The sequence below is a fragment of the Prosthecobacter sp. genome (genome assembly GCF_044232965.1).
GTDB lineage: Bacteria > Verrucomicrobiota > Verrucomicrobiia > Verrucomicrobiales > Verrucomicrobiaceae > Prosthecobacter.
In genome coordinates, this window is the sequence record NZ_JBIIKX010000011.1 from 72,840 (window position 1) to 96,689 (window position 23,850).

Genomic DNA, 23,850 nt, shown 5'->3' on the forward strand with positions numbered 1-23,850 from the left:
CATTCGCCTCAGGGCAAAAACTGGAGTGATTGGAGAATCTTTGGCACCGCCGTGAAGCGGGAGACTTGCTCCCCCGTTGAGTAAAAGGAGAGCACCCAGACACGGTTGTTGTAGGGCACATGCACCTGCATGATCGACTGGGACTTGTTCCGCGTGGAGGCGTCGCAGCGGAAGGCGCTCACCCCGGCCACGCGGAACATGCCGGCGCGGTCCACTTTGCTGAAGCCTCCGTCCGCCAGCGTCTGCTGGATGCCTTTCTGATAAGCGGCGTTGGCGACGAGCGCGTCCTTGGGGCCGGAATTGTCGCCCAATGGACCGACGATGACGAAGCGCAGATTCCCGTTGGCGGCGGAGGCAAAGAGCAGCGTGTTGGCGGGGGCGGTCTTCGCAATCCTCCAGCCCGGCGTCAGCGTGACGGACAGGTGATGCTTGGGGATCGTCACCCGTTCGCCTTCTTGAGTCGGCGTGATTTTCAGGGCGGTGGTGCTCGCGCAGCTCGCCAGGAGAAGGGCGGTCAGCAACAGCAGCAGGGAGTGGGGGCGTTTCATCAAAGGAGGAGGGGCTTGTAACTTTGAACTTTTCACACCGCCTCACATCACCATGCCGCCATCGACGGTCAGCACCTGGCCGGTGACGTAACGGGCCTGCGGGCTGGCGAGGTAGAGGGCGGCGGCGGAGATGTCCTCGGCAGAGCCGAGATCACCGAGCGGGATTTTCTTCAGGATCTCCTCCTTCAACTGGTCATTGAGCCCGTGCGTCATGTCCGTGGCGATGAAGCCGGGGCAGATGCAGTTGGCGGTGACACCGCGGCCGGCGAACTCGCGGGCGAGTGATTTGGTGAAGCCGATGAGGCCTGCCTTGCTGGCGGCGTAGTTGGCCTGGCCCGCGTTGCCGATGAGGCCGATGACGGAGCTGATGTTGATGATGCGGGCACCTTTTTGCTTCAGGATGCTGCGCTGCACGGCCTTCAGCATGTTGAAGGCACCTTTGAGGTTGGTGTCGAGCACGGCGTCCCAGTCCTCCTCGCTCATGCGCAGGAGCAGGCCGTCTTTGGTCACACCCGCGTTGTTCACCAGGATGTCCACATGGTCAAAATCAGCCAGGATCTGCTTGCCGATCTCGGCGCAGGCCGGGCCGTCCGCCACATCGACGGCGTAAGCCTTGGCGGCGCCGGGGTGCGCGGCGTTGATGGCATCGGCGGCGCTTTGCGCATTTGTCTGCGTGCGGCTGATGATGGCGACTTTCGCGCCCTCGGCGGCGAAGGTTTCAGCGATGGCTTTGCCGATGCCGCGTCCGGCTCCGGTGACGACTGCGATCTTGTCTTGAAGTTTACCCATGCCTTCATCCATGAACGGCGGTCATCCGCGTGCAAGAAGAAGGTGCGTCCAACGCGGACCGCGTTCATGATTGTGACTTGCTGATGAGTGACGAAGCCCTTTCTGCCGACAAACCTTCTGTTTTGAAAATGCCCGTCTCGTTCGGCGGCATTTGCGAGATCATCGCGGTTCTGGCGCTGACCTTCACCTGGCTTGGCAGTCTGGGGCGGTATCACTGGACGTTCGACTTGGTGTCCCACTTCCGGCTGCAACACCTGGTCGCTTGTGCGGTGGTGCTGGTCTTCGCGTTGTTCCGGCGGCGCTCATGGATGGTCTTCGCGGCGCTGATCTCGTTGCTTTGGAATGCGCAGATCATTCATGCGTTTCACCAGACGGCGGAAAGGATCGAGGCCAAGGGAGAAAAGCCGCTGCGGTTGATGGTTTTCAATGTCTTGTCGCCAAACCACAACCACGTCGCCGCCATCGAACATGTGCTGAAGGTGGACGCGGACATTGTGTGTTTGCTAGAGACAGACGAGACGTGGCGTCTGAGCCTGGAGCCCCTGCGCGTGAAGTATCCGCATCGGTTGGAGCAGCTCGACCACGGTTACTTCAGCATCGCCTGTTATACCCGGCTGCCGCTGAAAAGCAGCGAGGTGCGGCGCTTCACCGTCTGGGAACTGCCGACCGTGCTGCTCAATCTCGATCATCTCGGCGCACCGTTGACCTTCATAGGCATCCACCCCGACGCGCCGATGGGCGGTTTGAAAGCGCAGCAGTGGCGTTTACAACTCTCGCAGATCGGCTCCATCGTTGACGGCATCGCTGGTGAAGTGATCGTGGCCGGTGATTTCAACGCCACCCCTTGGTGCGAGGGCATGCGCTTGCTGTGCGAGAAAAGCGGCCTGCAATTTCGCTCCGTCGATCCCGTCTGGCCGCCCACCTGGGGTCTCAATCTGCCCATGATGATTCCCATCGACCATGTGCTGGTCAAAGGTGGTCTGAGCGTGCAAAAGCGTACGGTCGGGCCGGAGATGGGATCGGATCACCGCTCGGTCGTGGTGGAGCTGGCAAGAGTTCGAGCACTTTGACTGTTTTGCCATGCTATGTTCAGCCGTCCGCCTATGCCGATGAACCCGACTCGTGCTCGAAACATTCTTCCGGCCATTCTTGGCCTGATGCTTCTGATCACTTGGCTGGGCAGCCTGGGACGTTTCTGGTGGCTGTTTGACCTGCTGGCCCATTTCCGTCTGCAATATGTGCTCGGCTGTGTCGCCATCGGTTTCACTGCCTGGCTGTGCCGTCATTCACGGACGGCGGTGTTTGCGGGCGTATCCTGTGTTTGGAATGTCTGGCTGATCGTTTCGATCCCTGGCAGCGGTTTTGCTCCGGTTGAAGTGATGCAGGCTCAGAAGCCCCTGCGGGTTCTGACCTTCAACGTCCTCATCACCAATTTGCAGCGCAAAGCTGTGGTGGAGCACGTTTTGAGCACAGACGCCGACATCGTCTGCCTGGTAGAAGTGGACCAGTCGTGGCGGAAGGATTTGGAGCCGCTCTACCGCAAGTATCCGCAGCATGCCGACGGTCTCAATTTCGGAAACTTCAGCGTGGCCTGCTTCACACGTCTGCCGATGGAGCGGTTTGAGATTTTGGATGTGCCGACGTTGATGGTGCATCTGGAGCACGAGGGAAGGCCGCTCACATTCATCGGGGCGCATCCGCCGCGTCCTTTTGGCGAGCAGAACTTCCACGAGAGAATGCGGCACATCCGAGAACTGGCGGCGCTGCTGAAGCCGCTGGATGGAGAGGTCATCCTGGCCTGCGATTTAAACTCAACGCCCTGGTGCGAGGGCATGCGGCTGCTGATGGAGCAGAGCGGCATGGCGTTTAACTCCGTGCCTCCCGTGTGGGTGCCGACATGGGGACGCGACGGCCCTCTCATGATTCCCATCGACCATGTGCTGGTGAAAGGCGGCTTGATGGTGCGAAAGCGCGAGGTCGGGCCGGATTTGGGATCGGATCACCGGCCCGTGCTGGTGGAGATCACGCGGTAGTCATCACGCGGGGCGTGATGACTGCTCTAAGCCAGCACCGCTTTCACGGGATGATGTTCCTCGACGCCGGTGAGCCGTTGATCCAAGCCTTGGAACTTGAAGCTGAACTTGCGGTGGTCGATGCCCATGAGGTGGAGGATCGTGGCGTTGAGGTCGTTGATGTGAACGGGGTCTTTGACGATGTTGTAGCTGAAGTCGTCGGTCTCGCCGTGCTCCACGCCGCCTTTCACGCCACCGCCGGCCATCCACATGGTGAAATTGCGCGGGTGGTGGTCGCGGCCGTAGTTGTCCTTGGTCAGTGTGCCTTGCGAATAAACCGTGCGCCCGAATTCACCGCCCCAGACGACGAGCGTGTCCTGCAAAAGGCCACGTTGTTTCAAATCCATGACGAGCGCGGCGCAGGCCTGCTCGGTGTCCTTGACCTGCGCGGCGATGTTCTTCGGCAGACCGCTGTGCTGGTCCCAGCCGCGATGCAGGATCTGCACGACGCGCGTGCCGCGCTCGATGAGGCGGCGGGCCATGATGGCGCTGTGGGTGAAACTGCCGCTGCGATGCACGTCCTCGCCATACATTTCGAGCGTGGCCTTGCTCTCTTTGCTCAGGTCGGTGAGTTCGGGAACGCTGGTCTGCATGCGAAAGGCCATTTCGTATTGGGCGATGCGTGTTTGAATTTCAGGGTCGCCCACACGCGAGTGGTTGATCTGATTGAGCTTGTTGAGCGCGTCGAGCATCGTGCGGCGGTCGGTGGGATCGACGCCGGGCGGGTTCTTCACATACAACACGGGGTCGCCCTGGCCACGCAGGGCCACGCCACTGTATTTGGTGGGCAGGAAACCGCTGGCCCACATGCGGCTGAACAGCGCCTGCGCGTTGCCGGTGGACGGGAAGCTCGGTGTGAAGACGACGAAGGCCGGCAGGTCGTTGCTTTCGCTGCCGAGGCCGTAGGCGAGCCAGGAGCCGATGCTCGGCTTGCCCGGCACCTCGCTACCGGTCATGACGAAGGTGCAGGCCGGGTCGTGGTTGATGGCACTGGTGTGGACGCTTTTGATGACGGCGATCTCATCGACGATCTTCGCCGTGTGCGGCAGCAGCTCGCTCACAAAGCGTCCGCACTGGCCGTGCTGCGCGAATTTGAACATGCTCGGTGCCACCGGCAGCCGCGCCTGGCCGCTGGTCATCGTGGTGATGCGCTGCCCCTTGCGAATGCTCTCCGGCAGATCTTTGTCGAAGTGTTGTGCGAGCTGCGGCTTGTAATCCCACAGATCGAGCTGCGAGGGCGCGCCGTTCATGTGCAGGTAGATGATGCGTTTGGCCTTCGGGGCGAAATGCGGCAGCGCGGGCAGGGAAGGATGCACGGCGGTGCTGGCGGCCTGCGCCAGTTCCGAGCCGAGCATGCTGGCGAGCGCGATGTTGCCCGCGCGCAGGCCGGTCTGGCCGAAGAACTGGCGGCGGGTCTGGCTGCGATGAAATTCGAGGAAAGGGTCCATGATGCGGAAAAGAACGTCAGGCAGGGGCGGGAGCTTGCGGTTTCAGAGATGGAGGAATGGATAACTGAAAATGGCGGATTGGCCCGGAATGATCTTCGCATCCCACCCATTCTCCATTCCACATTTCTCCATGCGCACCATCAGCCCTCTCACCGGGCAGTCGGATGCTTTTGCACGAAGATCGAATCGATCCGACTTCTTTTCCGGTCGATCACCCCGCCGATGCTCGAAACACCTCGTTTCACAAAATTCAAACTCATCACGGAGCCGGGTTTTGCAGGGGTGAGGTTTTGCGTACCGGAATACACCCCCCAAGGCTGTTCCAGCAGCACCTCCTGCGTGGGCGCACGGAAATGAATGTGCTTCGCGCCGGCAAAATAGGAGCCATCGGGTGTGATCACGGTCACCTTGGCATTCGAGGCCTTCGCAACACGGACTCCGCCCGTTTTGCCTTCGCGCACATAGCGGATGTCCCCGGCCTCGATCATCACAAATGGCGATTCACACAGTACCAGCCGCCGCTGCGGCTTCGTCGGTCCCACATCCAGCGAATTGCCTGAAACCCAGGTGAACGGGTCCGCCCATGTCAGCGTGTAGGTCACGCCATCCACCAGCGCGGAGGCTCCTTTGCCGACGAGCGTGCCGGGTCGTGGCGCCTTTCGGCCCCCCTTGTCGAATGACAATTCTTCATCCGTGACCCGCAGATGGGCGGGAACCGGCTGACTGTCCAGAATCGCGATCCTCGGCAGCGGTTTGGCCGCCCATTCTTTGAGCTTCGCATCAGGCAGGCGGTTCAGCGGCTCGTAGCGCTTCGTCACCGAGTCATGCACGCCGTTCACCGCCGCCGCCGACCAGATGCCGACACATGGCGTGAGCCAGGGAAAGGAGAGCAGGCAAGCAGCGCCCATAAACGCGGCACGACGGAGTTTTTCCCGTTTCATGGCTCAAGGCTGACGGTTTGTGGCCTCGTGCGCAAGCATGGATTGGCTGCGCCGCCGCAGCATCACGAGCCCCAGCACGCTCATCGCCAGGGCGATGCCTTGGTAGCCGCTGAGGCCGAGGAAAACCTTCGGCGTGTCGCGCATGAACTCGTGGAAGAAGCGAAACAGGCCGTAGGCGGTGAGATACAGGAAGAACAGCCGGTCACGCAGCAGACCACAACGTTGCAGCAGCATAATCGTGATGAGCATGATTATCTGGAATGCACCTTCGACGGCTGGCGCAGGCCAGCGCATGATTCCTGCGGCATCGCGAGCCGCAAACGCTCCAGCGGTCGGTTTGCCGAGGCAGCAGCCGTTCAAATAGCAGCCGACGCGTCCGAGCAGGATGCCCACGGGCACGATCACCGCGAAAGCATCACCGGTGGGCTGTTTGTGACCAACGAGGCGCTTCGTGATCTCCACTCCCGCATAAGCGCCGAGTAAACCGCCGAGCACGGACTTGCCCGTGGCCCAGCGCAGCCAGCGGTCCGGCTGCTGCCATTCGAGCCAGCCTTCCGCGACCAGATACGCGACCTTCGCACCCGCGAAGCCGCCGACAAGGGCACCGAGATAGATGAGCAGCAGGTCGCTTTGACCTTTGGAACGGCGATACCAAAAGACGGCACCGATGAGAATGCCCGCCGTCATGAGCGCGGCATACGCGGCGCTGCCGGGAATGAGCTGATGCTGGGGCGATGGGTTCACAAAGCTGCTTTTGTGTCAGGAAAGCCGGAATAGTAGCGGCAGAAGGAGTCCAGCTTGCCATCCGGCCGGATGACGTGGGTGCAGCAGCGGTCGATGCGGTCTTCGTCCCATGTCCACGCATCCATGAACGGCTTCACCATCAGGCGAAAGGCCATGCTGCGCGTTTGTTCCATCGTCTTGAGCAGTTCGCCGAGTGGTTCGTTCTCGCAGCCGCATTTGGCGAGATCCGCGAGCGTGTAGTGGATTTTGTCTTGGAGGAAGCCTTGCAGCTTGGTGAAGTCGAGGAAGTCGCTGACGTGCCAGACTTGGTCGTCACGGCGGATGAGGTAGCCGATGGTGGCGCAATTCGGATCGCCGCAGGGCAGGGGGGTGAAGTCTTCAAAGCGGAGTTGCTCCTGCGATTGCTCGACAGCGGCCATGAGAATGTCAGCGGTGTTGAGGCGCTGCTTGGCGTTGGCCGCTTCGTTGCGTCCGCTCAAAAACTCCGGCTGGAAGGTCACGCCGTGGATGTTGGCATCATCGAGGCCGAAACGAATCGTCTGCCAGAGATGCGGCAGGTTGTCGTGCGTCACCGTCATCGCCAGCGTGACGGGAATGTTCGCCGCTGCGAGATTGGCGAGCGCCCGCTGCTTCACTTCGCGCAAATCAGCACCACGCAGCGCGGTGTGCCCAGCTTCCTGTAGGCCATCGAACTGTAAATAGACCTGCAAGCCACCGTCGCGAAAGATTTCGCCGAGTTCGTGACACAGCGCGGGTTCTTTGGCAAAACGGACGCCGTTCGTGTTGATCAGCAAGAAGTCGATCTGCGCATGTGCCTTGGCCCAGCGGCAGAGGTCCGCCAGTTGCGGATGCAGCGTGGGCTCGCCGCCGGAGAGCTGAAGGATTTCGATCTTGCCCTTGCGGGCGATCACGCCGTTCACCCGCGCTTGAATGTCGGCCATTTGGATAGCATCCACCTTCGAACCGATGCCGATGGGAGAGTCCGCGTAGCAAGTCGGGCAGGAGAGATTGCAGGAGTTGACGATCTCGATCAGCGCGAGGCAGGTGGACAGCGTCTCGATGGGATTGGTGCCACGTCCTTCCGCATTGCGGCCCAAGGTTCCAGCGTTACTGCCGGTCGCATCGCAACACGCACCACCGGAGCAGCAGCGGTTCTCCTCCTTGCCCTGCGCCAGCCAGTAAAACCGCGCATCACTGGCAATGCAGGAGCTGAACTCACCATGCGCAATGCAGCGGCGTTTCATGAACACCTTGCCACCCACTTGCTCCACCGTGGCCGGGCAGGGTTGGTGGCATTGCGGGCAGCGCGAGGTGGTGCGTTTGAGAAGTGTGGCGTTCATCCGCTAATGGTCACAAGCACGAGGCAGCCAGCAAAAAAGGAAGCCAGCATAAGTGCCCAGCCACCGAAGATCAGACCGACGACGAGACCTGCGGAACGGCCTTTGCCCAGTTTGATGCTGGAGACGATGTGCAGGACTAAAGCGCTGATGCCTCCCAGAGCCATGATCGTCTGTGGCAGGCTGTTATTCTCTGGCAGCAACGGCAGCACAGCCAGGGTGAGGCCAGGAATGACCGCCGTGGCGAGAATCCAGGCAGACCACCAGGAGCTTTTGGCTGGCAGGGGTGGTGGCGTGGATTCAGTCATGATCTTGATTCAATCGCGAATCGCTCGCGCTGGCAAGATGCTTTGAGATGGAATCGTAGCCGCATGTTGGTTGAGGGGATCATCGAGAATGAACCCCAACAAAGGCGGCGCAGCCGAGGAAGAATGACGTGGGAATCATGATCCAGCCGCCCAGAATGAGAAGTCCCGCCGCCCAGCCAGAGCCCCGGTCATCGAGCTTGGTGCTCGTGGCCAAGTGCAGCACCAAAATAATTAGCGCTACAAGCGCCCAGACTTCACTCATGGCGGCGAGAGCCATAAACGGATAGACGACCCCTGCGGCGGCAGGCAGGATCACCGTGGCCAGCAGCCACAGGCACCACCAACGACGGCTCTGGGAGATTAGCGGGCGGTTGTTGCTTTCCATGGCTGCGATTCAATCGCGAACCGAATTGAATGGCAAGATGCTTTCTCACGCTATCGTTCATCTGCGCCCATGATCCGCCGACTTCTTCTCTCCCTGCTGGCCCTGCCGTTGTTCGTTTTTGCCGCAGATGCGCCGCCGAACATTGTGATGATCATCTCGGATGACCACTTGTGGAGTGATTACGGCTTCATGGGACACAAAACCATCCAGACACCGAATCTGGATCGCCTCGCAAGCGAGAGCCTGACCTTTCGCCGTGGTTATGTGACCAGCAGCCTGTGCTGCCCGAGCCTAGCGACGATCGTCACGGGGCTGTATCCGCATCAGCACAAGGTGACGAGCAACGACCCGCCGCTCATGCCCGGCGCCGGAAAGAAAAAGGGCCAGGCCAAGGGGCCGGAGTTTGAGGCGGGGCGCGAGGTGATGAGCAAGCACCTCGAAGAGGCCGGCACGCTGCCAAAGATGCTGGCGCAGAAAGGCTACCTGAGCCTGCAAACCGGCAAGTGGTGGCAGAAACACTACTCACGCGGTGGATTTACGCATGGCATGACGGAAGGCGGTCGCCACGGCGACAAGGGGCTCGACATTGGCCGCAAGACGATGCAGCCGATCTATGACTTCATCGGCGAGGCCAAACAGCAGCAGAAACCGTTCTTCGTCTGGTATGCGCCGATGATGCCGCATGATCCGCACACGCCGCCGCAGCGCTTGCTCGACAAATACAAGGACAAGGCCCCCAGCGAGCATGTGGCGAAGTACTGGGCCATGGTGGACTGGTTTGACGAGACCTGCGGCGCTCTGGTGAAGCACATCGACGACAACGGGATGAAGGAGAACACGATCTTCGTCTATGTCAGTGACAACGGCTGGATCACGAACCCGAAGACCGGCCGCTACGCTGAAAAATCGAAGCAGAGTCAATATGACGGCGGCCTGCGCTCGCCCATCATGATCCGCTGGCCTGGCAAGGTAACACCGAAGATGTCGGACGATCTCGCGCAGTCGATTGATCTCGCGCCCACGCTGCTCAAGGCCGCCGGGTTGGAGCCGACGAAGGCCATGCCGGGCATCAATCTGCTGGACGCCGCCGCCGTGACCGCCCGCAAGGCCATCTACGGCGAGTGCTTCACCCACAACTTCGTGGATCTGAACGTCCCCGCCTCCAGCCTGAGATGGCGCTGGATCGTCGAGGGCAGCACCAAGCTCATTGTGCCGAACCAAGCCAACCAGCCCGATGACGTCGTGGAACTCTACGATTTGAAGGCCGATCCGACCGAGGAGAAGAATCTGGCCGCAGGGAGTGCTGAGAAAGTGAAGGAGTTGTCTGCCAAGCTGGATGCATGGTGGAAGCCTTGACCGAAGCCTGATCCTTTCCTTGGGTTCAGTGGCAGGAATGGAGAGAAGAGTGACAATCGGCTGGCAGCCCTGATATGATCCTCGCTTAAGCTGACTCACCCCCTGCATGGATTGGATCACGGTCATTTTTTCGATGGTTGCCTCCGCGTGTCTGACGCTGGCGGCCGTGCATTACTTGGTCTGGTTCCGGCAGCGGGATGCTTGGGCGAACCTGATGTTTGCCCTGCTGGTGACGAGCACGGCGGGAATGGCGGCCATTGAGCTGGCGATGGCACGGGAGGTGTCGGCGGTCGCCTATGGGCAGTGGTTGCGTTGGTGTCATGTGCCGGTGTGGGGGGTATTTGTCTCCCTGGTGGGATTCATCCATTTTTATTACCGCGTGGGGCGTCCGTGGCTGGCTTGGCTGTCTTGTGGTCTGCGGACGCTGGTGCTGGTCGTGAATTTCCTCACTCCGGTGAATTTCAACTATGTGACGATCTCTGCGGTGAAGAGGGTGGAGTTCCTGGGTGGACAGGCCTCGGTGGCGGTGGGGGAGCCCAGCGCATGGTCGCGGTTTGGTCAGTTCAGCCTCGTGGTGTTGCTGGCCTTTGTCGCGGATGTCTGTGTCTCTGAATGGCGGCGGGGAAAGCGGCGCACCGTGCTCCTGGTGGGCGTCAGCACCCTTTTTATCGGGATCACGGCAGTGGTGCATGTCCACCTGGTGTTGGCGGGGAGTGTCCAGACGCCGGTCATGGCGAGCGTGTTCTTCTTGGGGATGGTGGCGATGATCGGTTACGAGCTGAGTTCCCGCCTGGTGCAGGCACACGGGCTCTCCCAGCAGTTGCAGCAGAACGAGAGGCAGTTGCGTCTCAGCGAGGAGCGCCTAAGCCTGGCCACGAAAGCTGCGAGCATCGGAGTTTGGAGCCTGGACAAGAAATCGCTCACTTACTGGGTCGCGCCCTCGACGCTGGCGCTGTTCGGTGAGTTTCATGGCAAGGATCTGAGTTTGGAGCATGTCCTGAGCAGAATGCATGCAGGGGACCGCTCCAAAGTGCGGCAAACCCTTGAACAGGCGTTGGAAGTGGCCCGCTTGTTCCGGGTGGAATACCGGATGCTGAGCGCGGATGGCAGCGTGCGCTGGTTTTTGTCTGTGGGGCGCAGCCAGGCCAACGAAAAGGGCGGCATCATCGGGCTGACCGGTGTGACGCTGGAGATCACGGACCACAAACTGGTGGAGAATGACTTGCTGCAGAAGAAGGCGCTGCTGGAGGCGATTTTCGACAGCGTTCCTGGCATGATTTATCTCTACAATGCCGAGGGGCGGCTGCTGCGTTGGAACAAGAATTTTGAATTTCTGACGGGTTACACCTATGACGAATTGCGGAATGTCCATGTGGCCCAATGGTTTGATGGAGCGGATTTGGAAAGGATGACTCGTGAATGGGAGCGGGTTTTCACGGCGGGGCAGGCAACGGTCGAACTCGACCTTATCGTCAAGGGCGGGCGCAAGGTGCCCTATCTGTTCACTGGCGTGCGGGTGGAGATGGCTGGAAAGCCGCACATGATCGGCATTGGCATCGACATGAGTGAGCAGAGGCGCATTGAGAGTGAAGTGACCCATCAGCGCGAGCAACTGGCCCATTTTTCGCGTGTGGCCTCGCTTGGGGAGCTGTCGGGCTCGCTCGCGCATGAGCTGAACCAGCCACTGGGCATCATCCTGAGCAACGCGCAGGCCGCGCAGAGCCTGCTGGCCCATGACCCGCCGGATCTGGCCGAGGTGAGCGACATTCTGGCGGACATCGTAAGCGCGGACTGCCGTGCTGGGGATGTGATCAAGCGGCTGCGCGCCCTGCTGGAGCGCGGGAAAACGACACGCCAGCCGGTGGATATCAACGAGAATGTCCAGGAGGTGCTGCGCCTCACCCGCAGTGACCTCATCGAGCATGACATCACGGTGAGCTTGAAGCTTGAGGATCCTCTTCCGCAGGTGCTGGCAGACCGTGTTCAAGTCCAGCAGGTGCTGCTCAATCTCATCGTCAACGCGCGTGACGCCATGGAAGGAACTCCGCACGAAGACCGGGTGCTGACGCTGACCAGCGCGAAGGAGGGAGACCACGTCCACCTCACCGTGCAGGACCGGGGTTGTGGCCTGCCTGCGGATGTGGATCAGATCTTCAAGCCCTTTCACACCAGCAAGGCGAACGGGCTTGGCATGGGGCTGGCGATTTGCCGCAAGCTCGTCACCGCGCACGAGGGCCGTTTGTGGGCCGAACCGAATGCGGATGGAGGCGCGACATTTCATGTCCTCTTTCCCGCATTGAAAGGAGCCGTATGACACACATTCCGACCATCGGTCTCGTGGATGACGAGCCTGAAATGCTGCGGGCGCTGCGCCGCCTCTTGCTCGGGGAGGGGTTTCACGTCCGCACGTTTGGGTCAGCGGAAGACTTCCTCCAGCAATTCACCACGGCGTCTTTGGATTGTGTGGTACTGGATGTTTCGATGCCAGGGCTGGGCGGCTTGGACGTGCAGGAGCGCCTGAATCAAGCCGGCGCGGTCCTTCCGGTGATTTTTCTGACCGGCCGGGGAGACATCCCGACGAGTGTGCGCGCCATCAAAGCCGGCGCGGTGAATTTTCTCACCAAGCCGGTGGAGCGTGCCGAACTGCTGGCTGCTCTGCGCGTGGCCTTGACCGAGGGGGCGCTCCGCCGCGCCAAGGAGGCCGAGCTGGCGGAGGAACGGGCGCGGCTGGCGCTGCTCACCCCACGTGAGCTGGAGGTGTTGCGGCACGTCATCAAAGGCCAGTTGAACAAGCAGATCGCCGCCGATCTCGGCACCAGTGAGCAGACCATCAAGGTTCACCGCATGCACATCACCGAGAAGATGGGCATCGCCTCCGTGGCCGAGCTGGTGCATGCCACCGCCCGGCTCGGTGTCCTGCCTGCCGGGCAGGATGCTGACGCCTAGGAGGCGGGTTATTCTGGATGCACTGTGGTTGAGTGTCGGATTGTTCACGGTTCCGTCTTTGACGGACAGGTCTGAGAATGCTCAGGCAGAGGGGTGATGAAATTTCCGCCCGCCTTGCTTGTTGTCCTTTTTCTGTTGTCCAACTGGTTGATGAATTCCTTCGGGCAAGCTGTGGATGCGTCCAATCTGGACAAAGATGTGAAGTCCACCACGCTGCACAGCGTGGGAGATGCCGCGCCGGATTTTTCCTGCCGCACGACGGATTCGCGCGAATTTAAGCTCTCCGCGCAGATGGGCAGGGTGGTGCTGCTTTATTTCTTCTCCTCCAGCAACCCTGCCTGCTTTGCGCAGATGAAATACCTGGAGAACGAGGTGTTTCAGAAACTTCGCAGGCGCGATGATTTTCAGATGATCGCGCTTGGCCGTGGTCATGCGCGTGAAGAACTGGTTCAAATCGGCGGTGAGCACAGGCTGACCTTCCCGCTGGCCGCTGATCCAAAGCAGGAAATCTACACGCGCTACTTTAGCAAGTATGTGCCACGCATCGTGGTCTTGCGCTGGGACGGCAGCATCGCCTACCAGGCCAGCGGAGCGGATTATGAGGGAGTGCTCAGACTACAGGAAGTGCTGGCGCGCGAGCTGGCGGCGGCCCGGACGCGGTGAGGGATTGTGACGATTTCTTCACGACAAAGAGCTTCGGCAACGAGGCGCTCAAGATATGAAAACGGCGTGCTTCACGCACCGCACGCCTGCGGCTGCGTATCCGCTTTTGCTTCTTGATCATGTCCCGCTCTCTTCTCAGACACGGTGGGACAAGCCGGCTTCCTATAACGGGAGAATCATGGGCTGTGCGAAGCGCAGGGAAGTTACCAAATCGTCACCCTCGACTGCTGGCAGCGGCTGCCGGCTCCGGCTACCAAGCTCACGCCGGTCAATGGCGATGATGGCTTCGGTTCCACTGAAGATGATCATTTTTTCAAACTACCGACACACACACACCCACATGCTGAAACAAACCAAACACCTTCTCACCGCGCTCGCCGTGGCTGGGATCACAGCGGCGGCGCTGCCAGCCAACGCCGCCACCTTTGTCGCCGGGGACCTTCTCCTCGGCTTCCGTGCCACAGGCGGCACCGGTTCCACCTCCAACCTGATCGTCAATCTTGGTCAGGCTGACACGATTTATCGTGATGCCACCTCGAGCATCGCCTCCATCATCAACATCGGCACTGAGCTGACAAACACTTATGGTGCTGGCTGGGACACGCGTTCCGACTTGTTCTGGGGTGTTGTTGGCGTGAGAACCGCCAGCACTCTTGGCGTTTCGGTTGATGGCGATCCTGGAAGGACAAACTACCTCTCGGCGGCTCAAACGAGCTACAATCCGGGAACTCAGACCTCCACCCCATGGACCATCGGAACCGAAACGGCGCGTGGCGACACCGCCAATGACATCCAAGGTTTGAGAACCGCCTATGCCGCTGCGACTGGCACCACCAGCGCGGTGCTTAATTCCGCATCGGCAGGAAGCTGGTCGATCAACAACACTGGCTCGGACTCGTTCCGAGTGGGTGGCAGCATCGAAGGCAGCTTCGGTTCCGGGGCCTCGGGAACGGCCTTGGATCTCTATCGCATCTTGAACTCCTCGGGTGGCGCGGTCGGCACCAACACCTACGCCAATCCAACGGGCCCCGTTGGACTCGGCACTTACGAGGGCACGTTCAAAATCAGCAGCGCGGGTGTGGTCAGCTTCGACTCACCTGCGGCTGTTCCTGAGCCCAGCCGTGCCGTTCTGGCCGCGCTTGGCCTGGGTGGTCTGCTGCTCCGCCGTCGTCGCAGCGTGAAGGCCTGATGCGACCCGCTGTTTTCCTCAACTCATCCATTCAAATTCATCTTTTTATCTCTTACTCATCAATGAAATCGTACTTCAAAACCGCCGCCATCGCTGTGGCCCTTTCCCTGGCCCAGCAGGCCTCTGCCGACGTGACTGTTCGTCTCACCGGTTCCACCGCCTTTCGTGCAGGTACGCACAAGGCCATCATCGCCATGATGGGCGGTGAGGCCAACTGCAAGATCGCCCATGGTGCTATCGTCGGTCTCACCGCCGCCACCCAGACTGGCTATGAGAATTCAGATTACACCATAGTTCAGGGCACAGCCTCAGGCATCTCTGGTGTCACCACGGTGCAGTGCACCTGGACCGGTTCCGCCACGGGTGTCAAAGATGTGGCTGAAGGCAACAGCCTCAGTTTCATTCCTGCCTCGGCGTTGCCTGGCAGCAATGGCTACGCCAATGCCGCAGTCAGCCAGACCCCGACAGAGAGCGCCACGGCCAAATACGCGTTTTCCGACGTGTTCCAGGCTGCCACCCCGACTCCGGCCCCGGCTCTGGTCAATGCGAACCTGGCCATCATTCCGTTCAGTTGGGTCGCGAACAAAGGCACGGTGGGCTTCACCAACATGACGCAGCAGGCGGGCCGCGCTCTGTATGCCAATGGCACCCAGCCCAGAAGAATCCTCACTGGCAATCCGGCTCACACGGATCTGGTGATGGCTGTCGGGCGTGACAATGGCTCCGGCACACGCATCACTCAGCTTGCGGAAACCAAGTATGGAGTCTTCACCCCGGTGCAGCAGTTCAAACTCGTCAGCACTGGCGCGGTGGGATCTGGCAGCATTGTTTCGGCGCAGCTCTGGCCCGTGGGAGACGGTGTGGGTTCAACCACCGCAGGCAATGGTGGCTACTCCAGCGGCAGCACCATCCGTAACTTCATGAGCATGACCTCCTCGTCGATCATTTTGCTGGACGAATTTGGAGATGAAGTCACCAACGGGCTGCCGGTTTCGCTGGTCGCCTGGATGGGCGTCACCGACGTTGCCACTGCTGTCAGCAACGGCGCAGTGCGTCTGTCTTATGAAGGAGTGCTGTATGACGGCTCCAACGCGAATCTCATCTATGAAGGCAACTACACTGCCTGGGGGTATCTCCACCTCTACACCCCTGGTGGTCTGAACACAGATGAAACCCAGTTTAAGACGAACCTGGCCACTCAGCTCGACAACGCCTCTGTGCTGGGCGCGGCAGGTCTGCGTGTCTCGCAGATGCATGTGGGCCGTCAGTCTGACGGTGCCACCGTCGGACCTTGATCGCTCAAACTCACCCAGGTGAAAACCTGATCTGAAATCCACGCTGGAGCTGACGAATGTCGTCAGCTCCAGTTTTCTTTTTCACCCTCTCATGAAAAGCACGACTTTGTTTCCTCTTTTCCGCTCCAGCCCGCTGCTCACGGCCTCGCTGGTCTTGAACCTGATACTTGGAGGGCTGGCGCTCGGCCCGTGGCAGCAGTCCAATCGGGCACAGATGAAATCCGTGCTGATGGTCGCACCAGCGCCCTCAGCAGAGAAGAAGCAGGCAGCACCCATCTTCAAAACTCAGCCGTTTCAGTGGAGTCAGCTGGACGCGCCCGATTTTGACACTTTTGTGAAGAACCTGCGCGGCATCGGCTGCCCGGAGGCGACGATTCGAGACATCGTGGCCGGTGAACTGACAGAAATTTACACCACGAAGCGACAGCAGATGGAGCGCATGCTTCAGCCCGGCGAAAAGCATGCGTTGCAGGCCGAATGGAAGCGACTCGACACGGAGAAGGAACAACTGCTGGTCCGACTAGTGTCAGCGCCTGCTGCCAATGGCAGCGCCGACCATGCTTTATCTCTCAGCGGAGGACTCGCGCCCAGAACAGCGGCTTCCGGTGAAGATTCTGAAAGCAAGTCCGCTGCCGCAGCAGCCCCAGGGACTGCGAACCATCCCACCGCGGGCATTCCAGCCGCGTTTTTGGTGGGCAACGCGCCCGAGGCCGACACAGAACCGGGCACGCTGCCGATGACGGTCACCGATCCCACGCTCGACGCAGGCACCGCGGCGCAACTGAATCAAATGCGCGCCCAGTTTGCGGAGGCACTGCAACAAGAAGCGGCGGGCCAAGATGCGGCCAGCCCCTTGTACCGTCAGCGTTGGTTTAAACTCCAGCGGGACCAGGATGAGTTCTTCTCCTCCATGTATGGTGGGGATGTGTTCGTGCGCGTGCAGTTGGAGGCGACGCAGAAGGCGGTGACTGGCAAGTGACGGGCGGATTGAAGCAAAGAGCGATGTCTGAGGAGGGCGATTCAGTCAAAATCGTTGCCCAAAAAGGCTCAAAGGCAGTGCCTGAAGGCATGTTTGCCTCCGTCATGTGACGCATTCGTAACCGTGGCTGACTTGAGGAAAGAGCGTGCGCAATGGAAAGGCTAGCCCGGTTCGGAACCGGCGCGCATGATTCAAAAGAAGCATCACTCCCAAGCCTCAGACAGCCTGACTCACACCCTTCTGGCAGGTGGTCGGCGGTGGTCTGCGGCGCTGTGCTGGGCGGGAATCAGCACCTGGGCCATGGCGGCGGTGGAGCCTCCCGCCACTTCTCCAAATGCCACGCAGGCCCAGCCACAGACGGCCGTGTCTCAGCTCGGCAATCTTTATGTGCGTGAGTATCGCGTGAAAGGGAATCACATTCTGAAACCCATCGAGATCGAGAAGGCGGTGTATCCTTTCATGGGATCGGGGCGCTCGGAGAATGACATCGAGCAGGCGCGGCTGGGGCTGGAGAAGGTTTACAAGGATAAAGGCTACCAGACGGTGTACGTCGAGGTGCCGCAGCAGACCGGAGCGCGTGGCATCATTTACCTGAACGTGGTGGAGGCTCCGGTGGGCCGACTGCGCGTCAAAGGCTCGCGTTATTTCCTGCCCAGCAAGATCAAGGCTCAAGCAGACTCGATGGCGGAGGGCATGGTGCCGAACTTCAATGAGATCACCAAGGACATCCAGGCGCTGAACCGCTGGCGTGACCGCAAGATCACCCCGGAACTGCGGGCGGGTGTGGTGCCCGGCACGGTGGACATCGACCTCAACGTGGAGGACAAGCTGCCGCTGCATGGCAGCCTGGAGCTGAACAACCAATACAATGCCAACACCGTGCCGTTGCGTCTCAGCGGCTCGCTCAGTTACAGCAATCTCTGGCAGCTCGGTCACACGCTGGGCCTGAGCTTCCAGGTGGCGCCGGAGAAGCCATCCGATGGCACGGTCTATTCCGGCTTTTACCAAATGCCGGTCGAAAGTGTCGAAGGCCTGAGTGTCATGCTCACCGGTGCGGTGCAGGACAGCAACATCTCGACGCTGGGCGGCGGCGCGGTGATCGGGAAGGGGAAGATCATCGGCCTGCGTCTCATGAAGACGCTGCCCGCCGAGACTGGCTACTTCCACTCGCTGAGCTTTGGCCTCGATTACAAGGACTTCGTGCAGGACGTGAACGCAGGCGGCGCGGTCATCTCCTCTCCGATTAGCTACTATCCATTCACGCTTTCGTATTCAGCCGGTCATGTGGGTGACAATTCATTCACCGAGTTCAATGCGGCGGCGGTGTTCCATTTTGCCAGCATGGGAGGCTCTCAAAGCGAGTTCGCGGCGCGGCGTTTCGGTGCGAAGGACAATTTTTTCTACGTCCGTGGTGACATGGCCCACACTCAGGATCTGCCCGGTGGATTCCAAGCCTACGCACACGTCCAGGGCCAGGCGGCGGCGCAGCCGCTAATCAACACTGAACAGATCGCCGGTGGTGGTCTCAACACCGTGCGTGGTTACCTCATCGCCACCCAGCTCGGGGACTCCGGCGTCTTTGGCTCGCTCGAACTGCGCAGCCCGTCCTTCATCGGCTCCGCCAAAGAGAAGGCCAACGAGTGGCGGGTGTACGGCTTCGTCGAAGGCGGCCAGCTTTACGTCAACAGCCCGCTGCCGGGCGAGCGACGCACGCACGATCTGGCCAGCGTCGGCATTGGCACGCGCTTTCGCTATCTCGACCACATCACCGGCTCGCTCGACATGGGCGTGCCGCTCGTGACGCAGCCCAATGCCATCGCACACGACCTCTACTTCACCTTCCGCCTCGGCGTCGATTTCTGATTTCCCCGCTTCCTGATCATGACCAAGAAAAACCATCTGTTCTCTGCTCTGCTGCTCGGCCTTGCCCTCATCACCTCTGCTTACGCGGAGGAAAAAAACTGGTGGGACGCCAAATGGACGATCCGCAAGAAGATCGACATCGACACCAGTGGCAAAGGCGTCGCCATCACTGATCCCATCGGCACCACGACCGTGCTGGTGCGGCTGCATGAGGGTGTCTTCAACTTCATGTCATCGAAGGAGGATGGCAGCGACCTGCGGTTCACCGCCGACGATCACAAGACCGTGCTCAAACATCACGTCGAGAAGTGGGACTCTCTTTTGAACGAGGCCTACGTCTGGGTGAATGTGCCAGACCTCAAACCTGCCGCTACCACCGCGATCTGGCTCTACTACGGCAACACCACCGAGGCCGTGGCCGTCGATCCAGCCAAGGAAATCTACGATGAGAACACCGTGTTGGCCTATCACTTCGCGGATGCCTCGAAAGCAGGCACGGACTCCTCCGCCACCGGCGCGAACGCTGAAGGCACTCCGCCACCTGCCGCAGGATCGCTCATTGGCGGCGGTTTGCGCGTGTTCGGTCAGACGCCGATCAAGGTGAACGCACCGCCGCTGCCAGAATGGGCACCGGGAGCGCCGCTGACCGTGTCCGTGTGGGTGAAGCCGAGCGCCTTGCAACCTAACGCGGTCATTCTCAGCCGTCGTGATGGCGCGAACGCCTTCATCCTGGGGCTGGACAACGGCGTGCCGTTTGTGGAGGTCAACAAGCAGCGCAGCAGCGCGGGCGCGCCCATCGCCGCTGGTGGCTGGCATCATGTGGCCGCTGTGGTGGACGCGGGAACAATCACTGTGTATCTCGATGGCAAATCCTACGGCGCGGTCACTGCTGCGATGCCTTCACTGAAGACTCCGGTGGAGATCGACAAAGACTCCTCTCCTGCGGCAGCCAGCCTCGCTGGCTTCACCGGTGAACTGGACGAACTCCAGATCGCCAAGACGGCGCGTCCGGCCGGTTTCATCCAGTTTGCCGCCACGAACCAGGGAACGAGCGCGGACGCGGCAAAGCTGCTCGTCGTCGGTTCGGATGTCGCCTCTGATCACGAGGAGGAGAGCGAGATTATGAAGCATCTCACGCTCATCACGGACATCTCCAAAGATCTGACCTTCGACGGCTGGGTGGTGATCTTCCTCTGCACCCTCCTCGCCATCGTCGGCTGGATCATCGCCGCCGGGAAAATCATGTATCTCAACACGATTGAGAAGGCGTCGAAGGAGTTCATGAAGCGCTGGGAGAAGATTTCCTCCGACCTCACCGCCATCGACCATGAGGATTCGGACAGCGTCAAAAACATCGGCGGCACCGTGAGCAACAAGATGCAGAAGCTCATGCGGCAGTCGCCGCTGTATCAGCTTTACCACCTGGGGTCGGAGGAAATCAGCCATCGCATGAAATCCGTGCGTGAGATCACCCTGGACCCGAAGGAAAAGAAGGAGCGTCAGATCATGGGTCTCTCCGGCCGCTCCATCCAAGCCATCAAGGCCGTGCTGCATGGCGGCATGGTGCGCGAGGTGCAGAAGCTCAATGGCAAGCTCGTCTTCCTCACCATCGGCATTGCCGGTGGTCCCTACCTCGGCCTGCTCGGCACCGTCATCGGGGTGATGATCACCTTCGCCGTGATCGCCAAATCTGGCGAGGTGGAGGTGAACTCGATCGCACCTGGCATCGCGGGCGCGCTGCTCGCCACCGTGGCCGGTCTCGCCGTCGCCATTCCCGCGCTGTTTATCTACAGCTATCTTAGCTCACGCATCAAGGACGTGGTCTCCAACATGGAGACCTTCATCGACGAGTTCGTCACCAAGATGGCCGAACACTACAAGGAGTAAGCGCACGCCATGGACGCCGACAACAAATCCTACGACGACATCAACGTCACGCCGATGGTGGACCTCTACCTCGTGCTGCTGCTGATTTTCATCATCATGACGACGGCGGGCGTGCAGGGGGTGAAGGTGAACCTGCCGCGTGGCGGGCCGGCCTCCTCCAAACCCATCGAAGGGCCGAAGATGCAGGCCATCACCGTCAACAACGAGGGCAAGATCTTCCTCAACACCCTGCCGGTCACACTCGACGAACTCTCCAGCAAGCTGGAGGCGCTCAAATCCAGCACACCGGAGTTTCCCGTCGTCATCCGTGGCGACAGCGCCTCGCAGTACCAGGGCATCATGGACGTGCTCAACGTCGTCGGACGGATTGGCATCACGCAGATCGGCCTGGCGACACAGGCCCGGAAATAAATCACCCCACAGGATCATGAAAACCAAGGACATCGAAGACGAGGACGAGCCGGGCTTTTTCAAGCGCAACCTCGTGCTGATCATCATCGGCGGACTCGTGCTCGCCGGAGGCGGTTACATGTACGCCAATCACAAGCCCTCCAAGTCCACGTCAAAAAAGAAAATGGAGATGGTCATGGTCATGCCGGTGCTCCCGCCGCCACCGCCCCCGCCTCCGCCGCCCCCTCCGAAAGAGGAGCCGCCACCCGAGGAGGAGAAAGAGGAGGAGATGATCGAGCAGGCTCCCGAAGAAATCGCCGAGAAGCCGGATGACAAGCCTGCGGACGAACCGAAGGACGAGCCCATTGGCACCGCCATCGGTGGTGGTGAAGGTAGTGGCCTCGCTCTTGGCGGCGGCAGCGGCGGTGGCCGTGGCATGATCGGCGGAGGCACCGGCAAAGGCGGCAGCAAGTGGGGCTGGTACGCGGGCACGGTGCAGACACGCATCGCCGAGGCCTTGCGTCAGCATCCCCTGACCAAGCGCGCCGGATTCACCAACACCGTCAAAATTTGGAGCGATGCCACCGGCCGCATCACGCGTGTGAGGCTCAGCAGCAGCACCGGAGACCGCGCTGTTGATACCGCCATCGAAAACGAGGTGCTCAACGGCCTCGTGCTCACCGAACCGCCGCCGAACGACATGCCCATGCCCATCAATCTGCGCATCAGCGCGCGCAAACCGAACTGAAGTTTTCTCAAGCCCCCTCATGCTCAACAACTCCCAAGTTTGGCGACGCCAGTTCGCCTGTTTCACCGCCTCTCTGTGCGCCGCCATGCAGCCTGTGCTGATGCATGCGCAGGAACCCGCCCTGCCCCTGCCATTGCTGGCGGAAAATGCCGCGCCTGCTCCTGCCGCAGCATCTCCAGCGCCTTCAGGCCCCGTGACCACGCCCATCTCCGTCGATCCAGCGGCAACCGCGCCCGTGCTGCCAGATCCCAACGCGCCCGCGCCGCAGCCGTTGCTGGCCACGCCTTCGCAGAACGTGACCTTGAACCTCATCAACCGTCTCGTGCAAAAGGGCGTGCTCTCGCAGGCCGAGGCCGCTGATTTGATCCAAGGCGCGGAAGCAGACGCCACTTTCGCCAAGGCTCAGGCCCAGGCGCTGGCGGACACCCAGGCCGCCGTCATGGCGCAGGGCACCATGCCGCCCGTTGAGCCCGATCCTGACGAGGTTCGTGTGACTTACATCCCGGAATCGGTCAAAGCCGAGATTCGTGACCAGCTCCGCGCCGAGGTCTTCGCCCAGGCACGAGAGCAAAAGTGGGCCGCTCCCAATTCCGCGCCCGAATGGACCCAGCGCATCCGCATGTTTGGAGACATCCGCATGCGCTACGACCAGTACATGTTCGCGGATAGCAACAATAACACCGGTGTCTTTCCCAATTTCAATGCCATCAACACCGGAGCGCCTTTCGATGTCTCCGGCGCTGTGTTCTCCCCGCAGTTGAACGTGGACCAGAACCGTGAACGCACCCGCCTGCGCACGCGCATTGGCTTTGATATTGATCTGGAGGATGGATTCACCGCCGGCATTCGCATGGCCACTGGTGCGAACAATTCTCCGGTTTCCACCAACCAGACGCTCGGCTCCGCCGGTGCTGGGGGGCAGGGCGGCAACTTTTCCAAGTACGAGCTGTGGCTCGACCGCGCCTTCATCAAATATGAGGCCTCCCTTCTGGAGTATGCCAATGTGACGGTGTTGCTGGGCCGCTTTGACAATCCCTTCATGACTTCGAGCCAGATCATGTGGGACGAGGATGTGGGCCTGGACGGCATTTATCTGAAGGTGGACCGCGCGTGGACGCGGAGCTTCAAGACCTTCCTCTCCGGTGGCGCTTTTCCAGTGTTCAACAGCGACTTCAACTATGCCTCTAACAGCCCCACCAAGTTTCAGAGCCAGAGCAAGTACCTGATGGCGGCGCAGTTTGGGGTGGAGTTCAAGATCACCAAGGACATCGACGTCAAGATGGGCCTGGCTTACTACCAGTGGGACAACATTGAGGGTCGCCTGTCCGATCCCTTCGTGCCGCTGAATACCTCGACTGCTGGCAATACCGATGACACACGCCCGCTCTTCGCGCAAAAGGGCAACACCTACCGCCCGATCCGCAACATCACGCCAACGGCGCTCAACGGATTCGGCACCACCAACCAGTTTCAATACTTCGGCCTTGCCAGTCAGTTCCGCCAGATCGCGTGGTCTGGACGTGTGGACTTCAATCACTTCGAGCCGGTGCAGGTTTCGTTGCTGGGCGAGTACATCAAAAATATGGCCTTTGACCGGAACGCTATCGGTTCGGTGGCGATCAACAATCGTGGCGGTGGTGGTGCAGGCGCGTTTGATGGCGGTGACACCGCCTGGTACATGGGCGTGAACGTGGGCAAGTCGATCCCCGCTTTTGACAAGCGTGGCGACTGGGCGGTGGGCCTGGGTTACCGCCATGTCGAGTCCGACGCCGTGGTCGATGGCTTCACCGATTCCGTCTTCGGCGGCGGTGGCACCAACATGGAAGGCTACACCCTCAACGCCGCCATGGCGCTCTCCAAGCGCACCTTCATGCGCCTGGCCTACATGAGCGCCACGCAGATCGGTGGCCCGCCGCTTCAGACCGACGTCTTCCTCATCGACTTCATGGCCAAATTCTAATC

General features: G+C 60.5%; 22 protein-coding genes. 14 read left to right on the top strand and 8 right to left on the bottom strand.

Features of this window, described 5'->3' with window-relative positions; translation table 11 throughout:
- Window positions 1–8: 8 nt before the first annotated feature.
- Both ACILSI_RS07105 and fabG read right to left on the bottom strand, forming a co-directional pair.
- Window positions 9–548 carry a hypothetical protein gene (locus tag ACILSI_RS07105; protein ID WP_395721165.1) on the bottom strand — a complete coding sequence of 180 codons (540 nt, stop codon included), beginning with the start codon at window positions 546–548 and terminating at the stop codon, window positions 9–11.
- A gap of 42 nt (window positions 549–590) precedes the next feature.
- Complete coding sequence (gene fabG / locus ACILSI_RS07110; RefSeq protein ID WP_395721166.1) at window positions 591–1,337, bottom strand: 3-oxoacyl-[acyl-carrier-protein] reductase; 747 nt, start codon at window positions 1,335–1,337, stop codon at window positions 591–593.
- Between the two features lie 83 nt (window positions 1,338–1,420).
- Between fabG and ACILSI_RS07115 the strand changes: the two genes are divergently transcribed.
- Together ACILSI_RS07115 and ACILSI_RS07120 are read left to right on the top strand one after the other, a co-directional pair.
- Entirely contained in the window at window positions 1,421–2,407 is a 987-nt protein-coding gene (locus ACILSI_RS07115; RefSeq protein WP_395721167.1) for an endonuclease/exonuclease/phosphatase family protein, read from the top strand.
- An 87-nt stretch (window positions 2,408–2,494) separates the two neighbouring features.
- Window positions 2,495–3,370, top strand: coding sequence for an endonuclease/exonuclease/phosphatase family protein (locus tag ACILSI_RS07120; protein ID WP_395721168.1), 876 nt, complete (start codon window positions 2,495–2,497; stop codon window positions 3,368–3,370).
- 26 nt (window positions 3,371–3,396) lie between these two features.
- Here ACILSI_RS07120 and ACILSI_RS07125 read toward each other — a convergent pair whose 3' ends face one another.
- The 6 genes from ACILSI_RS07125 to ACILSI_RS07150 all read right to left on the bottom strand — a co-directional run bounded on the left by ACILSI_RS07125 (window position 3,397) and on the right by ACILSI_RS07150 (window position 8,572).
- Complete coding sequence (locus ACILSI_RS07125) at window positions 3,397–4,857, bottom strand: DUF1501 domain-containing protein (RefSeq protein WP_395721169.1); 1,461 nt, start codon at window positions 4,855–4,857, stop codon at window positions 3,397–3,399.
- Between the two features lie 149 nt (window positions 4,858–5,006).
- Window positions 5,007–5,798, bottom strand: a complete 792-nt coding sequence (locus ACILSI_RS07130; protein WP_395721170.1) for a hypothetical protein — start codon at window positions 5,796–5,798, stop codon at window positions 5,007–5,009.
- Window positions 5,799–5,801: 3 nt separating this feature from the next.
- Window positions 5,802–6,542 carry a prolipoprotein diacylglyceryl transferase gene (locus ACILSI_RS07135; RefSeq protein WP_395721171.1) on the bottom strand — a complete coding sequence of 247 codons (741 nt, stop codon included), beginning with the start codon at window positions 6,540–6,542 and terminating at the stop codon, window positions 5,802–5,804.
- Window positions 6,539–7,882 (bottom strand): radical SAM protein, encoded by a 1,344-nt coding sequence (locus ACILSI_RS07140; RefSeq protein WP_395721172.1) that lies wholly within the window; start codon window positions 7,880–7,882, stop codon window positions 6,539–6,541. The genes ACILSI_RS07135 and ACILSI_RS07140 overlap by 4 nt, the downstream gene beginning before the upstream one ends.
- On the bottom strand, window positions 7,879–8,187 hold the full coding sequence (locus ACILSI_RS07145) for a hypothetical protein (RefSeq protein WP_395721173.1): 309 nt from the start codon (window positions 8,185–8,187) through the stop codon (window positions 7,879–7,881). Before ACILSI_RS07145 ends, ACILSI_RS07140 begins: the two co-directional genes overlap by 4 nt.
- Window positions 8,188–8,266: 79 nt before the next feature.
- Window positions 8,267–8,572 carry a hypothetical protein gene (locus ACILSI_RS07150; RefSeq protein ID WP_395721174.1) on the bottom strand — a complete coding sequence of 102 codons (306 nt, stop codon included), beginning with the start codon at window positions 8,570–8,572 and terminating at the stop codon, window positions 8,267–8,269.
- A 69-nt stretch (window positions 8,573–8,641) separates the two neighbouring features.
- Here ACILSI_RS07150 and ACILSI_RS07155 point away from each other — a divergent pair, with 69 nt between their 5' ends.
- The 12 genes from ACILSI_RS07155 (at window position 8,642) to ACILSI_RS07210 (ending at window position 23,848) form a co-directional block, all read left to right on the top strand.
- Complete coding sequence (locus tag ACILSI_RS07155; protein WP_395721175.1) at window positions 8,642–9,928, top strand: sulfatase; 1,287 nt, start codon at window positions 8,642–8,644, stop codon at window positions 9,926–9,928.
- Window positions 9,929–10,034: 106 nt separating this feature from the next.
- Window positions 10,035–12,242 (top strand): ATP-binding protein, encoded by a 2,208-nt coding sequence (locus tag ACILSI_RS07160; protein ID WP_395721176.1) that lies wholly within the window; start codon window positions 10,035–10,037, stop codon window positions 12,240–12,242.
- On the top strand, window positions 12,239–12,874 hold the full coding sequence (locus ACILSI_RS07165) for a response regulator transcription factor (RefSeq protein ID WP_395721177.1): 636 nt from the start codon (window positions 12,239–12,241) through the stop codon (window positions 12,872–12,874). The genes ACILSI_RS07160 and ACILSI_RS07165 overlap by 4 nt, the downstream gene beginning before the upstream one ends.
- 150 nt (window positions 12,875–13,024) lie before the next feature.
- Entirely contained in the window at window positions 13,025–13,537 is a 513-nt protein-coding gene (locus ACILSI_RS07170; RefSeq protein WP_395721178.1) for a peroxiredoxin family protein, read from the top strand.
- Between the two features lie 340 nt (window positions 13,538–13,877).
- A complete protein-coding gene (locus tag ACILSI_RS07175; protein WP_395721179.1) occupies window positions 13,878–14,726 on the top strand; it encodes a PEP-CTERM sorting domain-containing protein in 849 nt (282 codons plus the stop codon).
- Window positions 14,727–14,788: 62 nt separating this feature from the next.
- Window positions 14,789–16,021, top strand: a complete 1,233-nt coding sequence (locus ACILSI_RS07180; RefSeq protein WP_395721180.1) for a hypothetical protein — start codon at window positions 14,789–14,791, stop codon at window positions 16,019–16,021.
- A 91-nt stretch (window positions 16,022–16,112) separates the two neighbouring features.
- Complete coding sequence (locus tag ACILSI_RS07185; protein WP_395721181.1) at window positions 16,113–17,000, top strand: hypothetical protein; 888 nt, start codon at window positions 16,113–16,115, stop codon at window positions 16,998–17,000.
- Between the two features lie 186 nt (window positions 17,001–17,186).
- Complete coding sequence (locus ACILSI_RS07190; RefSeq protein ID WP_395721182.1) at window positions 17,187–18,863, top strand: ShlB/FhaC/HecB family hemolysin secretion/activation protein; 1,677 nt, start codon at window positions 17,187–17,189, stop codon at window positions 18,861–18,863.
- Between the two features lie 18 nt (window positions 18,864–18,881).
- On the top strand, window positions 18,882–20,750 hold the full coding sequence (locus tag ACILSI_RS07195) for a DUF2341 domain-containing protein (RefSeq protein WP_395721183.1): 1,869 nt from the start codon (window positions 18,882–18,884) through the stop codon (window positions 20,748–20,750).
- 9 nt (window positions 20,751–20,759) lie between these two features.
- Window positions 20,760–21,161 carry an ExbD/TolR family protein gene (locus tag ACILSI_RS07200; protein ID WP_395721184.1) on the top strand — a complete coding sequence of 134 codons (402 nt, stop codon included), beginning with the start codon at window positions 20,760–20,762 and terminating at the stop codon, window positions 21,159–21,161.
- A gap of 16 nt (window positions 21,162–21,177) precedes the next feature.
- The gene (locus tag ACILSI_RS07205) at window positions 21,178–21,888 is read left to right on the top strand and encodes a TonB C-terminal domain-containing protein (protein WP_395721185.1); all 711 of its coding nucleotides are present in this window, start codon (window positions 21,178–21,180) and stop codon (window positions 21,886–21,888) included.
- 19 nt (window positions 21,889–21,907) lie between these two features.
- On the top strand, window positions 21,908–23,848 hold the full coding sequence (locus ACILSI_RS07210) for a putative porin (protein ID WP_395721186.1): 1,941 nt from the start codon (window positions 21,908–21,910) through the stop codon (window positions 23,846–23,848).
- The last annotated feature ends 2 nt before the right edge of the window (window positions 23,849–23,850 follow it).